At 70.4% G+C, this 6477-nt stretch carries 6 protein-coding genes; all 6 read left to right on the forward strand.

Going from position 1 to position 6477, the window contains the following annotated elements; genetic code table 11:
• Window positions 1–293: 293 nt before the first annotated feature.
• A complete protein-coding gene (gene gap, locus L1885_RS21000) occupies window positions 294–1298 on the forward strand; it encodes a type I glyceraldehyde-3-phosphate dehydrogenase (protein ID WP_235798720.1) in 1005 nt (334 codons plus the stop codon).
• 166 nt (window positions 1299–1464) lie between these two features.
• Window positions 1465–2682 carry a phosphoglycerate kinase gene (locus L1885_RS21005; protein WP_235798721.1) on the forward strand — a complete coding sequence of 406 codons (1218 nt, stop codon included), beginning with the start codon at window positions 1465–1467 and terminating at the stop codon, window positions 2680–2682.
• A gap of 46 nt (window positions 2683–2728) precedes the next feature.
• Window positions 2729–3484, forward strand: a complete 756-nt coding sequence (tpiA, locus tag L1885_RS21010; protein WP_235798723.1) for a triose-phosphate isomerase — start codon at window positions 2729–2731, stop codon at window positions 3482–3484.
• 257 nt (window positions 3485–3741) lie between these two features.
• Window positions 3742–3978, forward strand: coding sequence for a preprotein translocase subunit SecG (gene secG, locus L1885_RS21015; protein WP_235798722.1), 237 nt, complete (start codon window positions 3742–3744; stop codon window positions 3976–3978).
• A gap of 234 nt (window positions 3979–4212) precedes the next feature.
• Window positions 4213–4500, forward strand: a complete 288-nt coding sequence (locus L1885_RS21020; RefSeq protein ID WP_061919431.1) for an RNA polymerase-binding protein RbpA — start codon at window positions 4213–4215, stop codon at window positions 4498–4500.
• A gap of 145 nt (window positions 4501–4645) precedes the next feature.
• A complete protein-coding gene (pgi, locus tag L1885_RS21025; RefSeq protein ID WP_235798724.1) occupies window positions 4646–6301 on the forward strand; it encodes a glucose-6-phosphate isomerase in 1656 nt (551 codons plus the stop codon).
• Window positions 6302–6477 lie beyond the last annotated feature (176 nt).

A 6477-nucleotide genomic window follows, 5' to 3' on the forward strand; every position in this document is an offset into this window, starting at 1 on the left:
GGCTCCGGGCCGCCGTGCCCCGAACGGCCGGTGGCACCCGGAGCGGACCCCGCCCGCGCCCCGGCCTCAGGGGCCGGAGCCGGGACCCGCGCCACCCGCGGACAGGCCGGGGCGAGTCCGGCACATTCGGCGGGGCGCGCGCCCAGGTGAGCGCGGCCCTGTTACCCGGGGTCCGGGGCCCCTCTGATGTCACGGCGCGAGGCAGGGGGCGGTAGGGTCGTAGACGGTCGGGGACATCCCATACAGCTCGCCGGGCGCCTGGGCGCGCGGCGTACCAACGAGGAGATCGGTTCGTGACGATCCGCGTAGGCATCAACGGCTTCGGCCGCATCGGGCGTAACTACTTCCGCGCGTTGCTGGAGCAGGGTGCGGACATCGAGATCGTGGCTGTCAACGACCTGGGTGACACCGCGACCACGGCCCACCTGCTGAAGTACGACACCATCCTGGGCCGTCTCAAGGCCGAGGTCAGCAACACCGCCGACACCATCACGGTGGACGGCCACACGATCAAGGTCCTGTCCGAGCGCAACCCGGCGGACATCCCGTGGGGCGAGCTCGGTGTCGACATCGTCATCGAGTCGACGGGCATCTTCACGAAGAAGGCCGACGCCGAGAAGCACATCGCGGGCGGCGCCAAGAAGGTCCTCATCTCGGCTCCGGCCAAGGACGAGGACATCACGATCGTGATGGGCGTCAACCACGAGAAGTACGACGCGGCCCAGCACCACGTCATCTCCAACGCGTCCTGCACCACCAACTGCGTGGCGCCGATGGCCAAGGTCCTCCTGGAGAACTTCGGCATCGTCAAGGGCCTGATGACGACGGTCCACGCCTACACGAACGACCAGCGCATCCTGGACTTCCCGCACAAGGACCTGCGTCGCGCCCGCGCCGCGGCCGAGAACATCATCCCGACCACCACGGGCGCCGCGAAGGCCACCGCGCTGGTCATCCCCGAGCTCGCCGGCAAGCTCGACGGTCTCGCGATGCGCGTGCCGGTGCCCACGGGCTCCGTCACCGACCTCGTCGTCGAGGTCGAGCGCGAGGTCACCAAGGACGAGGTCAACGCCGCGTTCCAGAAGGCGGCCGAGGGCCAGCTCAAGGGCCTGCTCTCGTACACCGAGGACCCGATCGTCTCCTCGGACATCGTCAACTGGCCGGCGTCCTGCACCTTCGACTCCTCCCTGACCATGGTCCAGGGCAAGAGCGTCAAGATCATCGGTTGGTACGACAACGAGTGGGGTTACTCCAACCGCCTCGTCGACCTCACGGTCTTCGTCGGCAACCAGCTCTGATCCGTACGGAACGAGCCCAGGGCCCGGCCCGCGCAGTGGCGCGGCGTACGGGCCCTGCGGCCTGTCGGCGGCCCTGAGGGGCCCGCAGCCCGACGGCCGTCCCGATGACGTGACGACGCGGACGACGCAGACGCAGACGACGCAGACGACGAGGACGACGAAGACGATGAAGACGCTCGAGGACCTTCTTGCCAACGGCGACGGCGTGCGCGGCAAGCGCGTGTTCGTCCGCGCCGACCTGAACGTGCCCCTGTCCGGCACCACCATCACCGACGACGGCCGCATCAGGGCCGTCCAGCCGACGGTCGCCCGCCTCGCCGAGGCCGGCGCGCGCGTGATCGTCGCCTCGCACCTGGGCCGCCCCAAGGGCGCACCGGACCCCGCCTTCTCCCTGGCGCCCGCCGCCGCCCGCCTCGGCGAACTCCTTGGCCAGGACGTGGCGTTCGCGACGGACACCGTCGGCGACTCGGCCCGCGGCGTCGTCGGCGGCCTCCAGGACGGCCAGGTAGCCGTCCTGGAGAACCTGCGCTTCAACCCCGGCGAGACCGCCAAGGACGACGCCGAGCGCGGCGCGTTCGCCGACCGGCTCGCCGAACTCGCGGACGTCTACGTCGGCGACGGCTTCGGCGCGGTGCACCGCAAGCAGGCCTCCGTCTACGACCTGCCCGCGCGCCTCCCGCACGCGGCCGGCCTCCTCATCGCCACCGAGGTCGGCGTCCTCAAGAAGCTCACCGAGGACGTCAAGCGCCCCTACGTGGTGGTGCTCGGCGGTGCGAAGGTCTCCGACAAGCTCGGCGTCATCGACCACCTCCTGGAGAAGGCCGACCGCATCCTCATCGGCGGCGGCATGGCCTTCACCTTCCTCAAGGCGCAGGGCCACGAGGTCGGTTCCTCGCTGCTGCAGGAGGACCAGATCCCCGCGGTGCAGGAGTACCTGAAGCGGGCCGAGGCGCGCGGCGTGGAGTTCGTCCTCCCCGTCGACCTCCTGGTCGCCGCCGAGTTCCCGGACCTCAAGGCCAAGGTGCCGACGCACCCGGAGACCGTCCGCGCGGACGCCATGCCCGCCGGGAAGATGGGCCTCGACAACGGCCCGGAGACCTGCGCCCTGTACGCCTCGAAGCTCGCCGACGCGGCCACCGTTTTCTGGAACGGCCCGATGGGCGTCTTCGAGCACCCCGACTACGCCGAGGGCACCAGGGCCGTGGCCCAGGGGCTGCTCGACTCGTCCGCCTTCACCGTCGTCGGCGGTGGCGACTCCGCGGCCGCCGTGCGGACGCTGGGCTTCGACGAGTCGGCTTTCGGCCACATCTCGACCGGCGGCGGCGCCAGCCTCGAATACCTCGAGGGCAAGGCGCTGCCCGGCCTCGCCGCACTGGAGGACTGACCTTCCCATGACCGCAACACCCGAGAACACCGGCCGCACGCCCCTCATGGCGGGCAACTGGAAGATGAACCTCAACCACCTCGAGGCCATCGCCCAGGTGCAGAAGCTCGCCTTCGGGCTGAACGACAAGGACTTCGCGGCCGTCGAGGTCGCCGTCCTGCCGCCGTTCACCGACCTGAGGTCCGTGCAGACGCTGATCGACGGCGACAAGCTCAAGATCAAGTACGGTGCCCAGGACATCTCCGCGCACGACTCCGGGGCGTTCACCGGGGAGATCTCCGGCCCGATGCTCGCCAAGCTGAAGTGCTCGTACGTGGTCGTCGGCCACTCCGAGCGCCGCCAGTACCACGGCGAGACCGACGAGCAGTGCAACGCGAAGGTCAAGGCGGCCTACCGGCACGGCCTGACCCCCATCCTGTGCGTCGGCGAACCGGAGGCCGTCCGCGAGGAGGGCCGCCACGTCGAGCACACGCTCGCGCAGGTCGAGGGCGGCCTGAAGGACGTCACGGCCGAGCAGGCCGAGACGCTCGTCGTCGCGTACGAGCCGGTGTGGGCCATCGGCACCGGGAAGACCTGCGGCGCCGACGACGCCCAGGAGGTGTGCGCCGCGATCCGCGCCAAGATCGCCGAGCTGTACGCGCAGGACGTCGCGGACAAGGTCCGCATCCAGTACGGCGGCTCCGTGAAGTCGGGCAACGTCGCCGGGATCATGGCGCAGCCCGACATCGACGGCGCCCTCGTGGGCGGCGCGTCGCTGGACACGGACGAGTACGTCAAGATCGTGCGCTTCCGCGACCAGTGATCGAGTGCATCGACGAACGGTGAGTGTGCGGTAGCACCGATCCGTCGTACCCTTGCGGGGGCCGGCCACGGGCGGAGACGTCCGGCGGCGGGCCCCCGCAGTGCGTTGCGGGCGCCGCGCGTCACCGATGACGTGCGGCGCACGCGGTCCGGCTGCCGGTCTGGTGTCAGTCGTCGGTCAGCCGTACCGTTCGTTTCCGTTACTTTCGGTTCGTTCTCCCTTTCATATTCCACCCGTCCGAGGAAGTTGGTTCAGCCGTGGTTCTGGGGTTCTCGATCGCCCTCATCGTCTTCAGCCTGCTGCTGATGCTGCTGGTGCTGATGCACAAGGGCAAGGGCGGCGGCCTCTCCGACATGTTCGGTGGCGGCATGCAGTCGTCCGTGGGCGGCTCGTCGGTCGCGGAGCGCAACCTCGACCGCATCACGGTGTTCGTGGCCATCATGTGGGTGGCGTGCATCGTCGCCCTGGGCCTGATCATCAAGCTCAAGGGCTGAGCGCGGGCGGGTTCCGCCCTGCCGGACGCGGCCTATCATGAGGTTCCGCGCCCGGCGCAGGGGGTAACTCCCGTAACTGGACGCGCGTTGGGCCTTACGTACACTGGGGCGCCCGGCCATCGGGGCGCCCGGCAGCGGAGCTGCCGTTCGATGCTTTGCGGCACCATCACGCAGGGAGTTACGACCGTGGCAAGTGGCAACGCGATCCGGGGGAGCCGGGTCGGAGCGGGGCCGATGGGCGAGGCCGAGCGCGGCGAGTCCGCGCCCCGCCTGCGCATCTCCTTCTGGTGCTCCAACGGGCACGAGACCCAGCCGAGCTTCGCCAGCGACGCTCAGGTCCCCGAGACGTGGGACTGCCCGCGCTGCGGGTTCCCGGCCGGGCAGGACCAGGACAACCCGCCGGACCCGCCGCGCACCGAGCCCTACAAGACGCACCTGGCGTACGTGCGCGAGCGGCGCAGCGACGCGGACGGCGAGGCGATCCTCGCCGAGGCACTCGCGAAGCTCCGCGGCGAGATCTGACGTGACGGTACCGGCCGGCCGCCCTCGGGCGACCGGCCGGACGCGTTCGTGCCCGCCGGTCCCTCGGCCGCCGGCCTGATCAATTAGGTTGGGGTCCGAACAGGGGCACGCATCGAGCACGAGAAGAAGTGGGCTGATGTCCGACATGAACGCAACCGGGGCGCGTACGAGGCTCAACCAGCTGCCCGAGTGGGCCGCGCTGGGCAAGCACCGCGAACAGCTGGGCGACACGCATCTGCGGGATCTGTTCGCGTCGCGCCCGGCGCGCGGCACGGAGTACACGACGCAGGTCGGCGATCTGCGGCTGGACTACTCCAAGCACCTGGTGACGGACGAGACACTGGCGCTGCTGCGCGACCTGGCCAAGGCCACCGGCGTCGCCGAGCTGCGGGACGCCATGTTCCGCGGCGAGAAGATCAACACCACCGAGGACCGCGCCGTCCTGCACGTCGCGCTGCGGGCCCCGCGCGACGCGGTCATCGAGGTCGACGGCGAGAACGTCGTGCCCGCCGTGCACGCCGTCCTCGACAAGATGGCGGACTTCTCCGAGCGGGTGCGCTCCGGCGCCTGGACCGGCCACACCGGCCGTCCCATCAAGAACGTCGTCAACATCGGCATCGGCGGCTCCGACCTCGGCCCGGCGATGGCCTACGAGGTCCTCAAGACGTTCACGCGCCGCGACCTGACCGTCCGCTTCGTCTCCAACGTCGACCCCGCCGACCTGCACGAGGCGGTGCGCGACCTCGACGCCGCCGAGACGCTGTTCATCATCGCGTCGAAGACCTTCACCACGATCGAGACGATCACCAACGCGACCTCCGCGAGGAAGTGGCTCCTCGACGAGCTGGGCGCCGGGCAGGACGCGGTGGCCAAGCACTTCGTCGCGCTGTCCACCAATGCCGAGAAGGTCTCCGACTTCGGCATCGACACCGCCAACATGTTCGAGTTCTGGGACTGGGTCGGCGGCCGCTACTCGTACGACTCGGCCATCGGCCTCTCGCTGATGATCGCGATCGGCCCGGACCGCTTCCGCGAGATGCTCGACGGCTTCCACCTCGTCGACGAGCACTTCCGCACCGCGCCGCCCGCCTCCAACGTGCCGCTGCTGCTCGGCCTCCTCGGCGTCTGGTACGGCTCGTTCTTCGACGCGCAGTCCCACGCCGTCCTCCCGTACAGCCACTACCTGTCGAAGTTCACCGCCTACCTCCAGCAGCTGGAGATGGAGTCCAACGGCAAGTCCGTGGACCGCGACGGCAAGCCCGTCGAGTGGCAGACGGGCCCGGTCGTGTGGGGCACCCCCGGCACCAACGGCCAGCACGCCTACTACCAGCTGATCCACCAGGGCACGAAGGTGATCCCGGCGGACTTCATCGGCTTCGCCCGCCCCTCCGCCGAGCTGCCGGGCGACCTGGTCGCCCAGCACGACCTGCTGATGGCCAACTTCTTCGCGCAGACGCAGGCCCTGGCCTTCGGCAAGACGCCCGACGAGGTCCGTGCCGAGGGCGTCGCGGAGGCCCTCGTGCCGCACAAGACGTTCCGCGGCAACCACCCGACGACGACGATCGTCGCGCCCGACCTGACCCCGTCGGTGCTGGGGCAGCTCATCGCGCTGTACGAGCACAAGGTGTTCGTGCAGGGGGCCGTCTGGAACATCGACTCCTTCGACCAGTGGGGCGTGGAGCTCGGCAAGGTGCTCGCCAAGAACATCGAGCCCGTGCTGACCGGCGAGAAGTCCGCCGAGGGGCTCGACTCCTCGACGACCGGGCTCGTCGCCCTGTACCGCTCGCTGCGCGGCCGCTGACCGGGCCCGCACGCTAAGACGATGGCGACGACCGGAACGGGGCCCGGGCCCGAGGCGCCCGGGCCGGGCGGCCCGTGGCCGTACGCGGGCCCCGGGGCGCCCGGGCTCCAAGTCCCGGCGCCGTACCCGGGGCCGTCCACGGGGGCGTACGGGGGGCCGGGCGGCGGCGCGGCCCC

The organism is Streptomyces fuscigenes (assembly GCF_021556455.1).
Lineage (GTDB): Bacteria > Actinomycetota > Actinomycetes > Streptomycetales > Streptomycetaceae > Streptomyces > Streptomyces fuscigenes.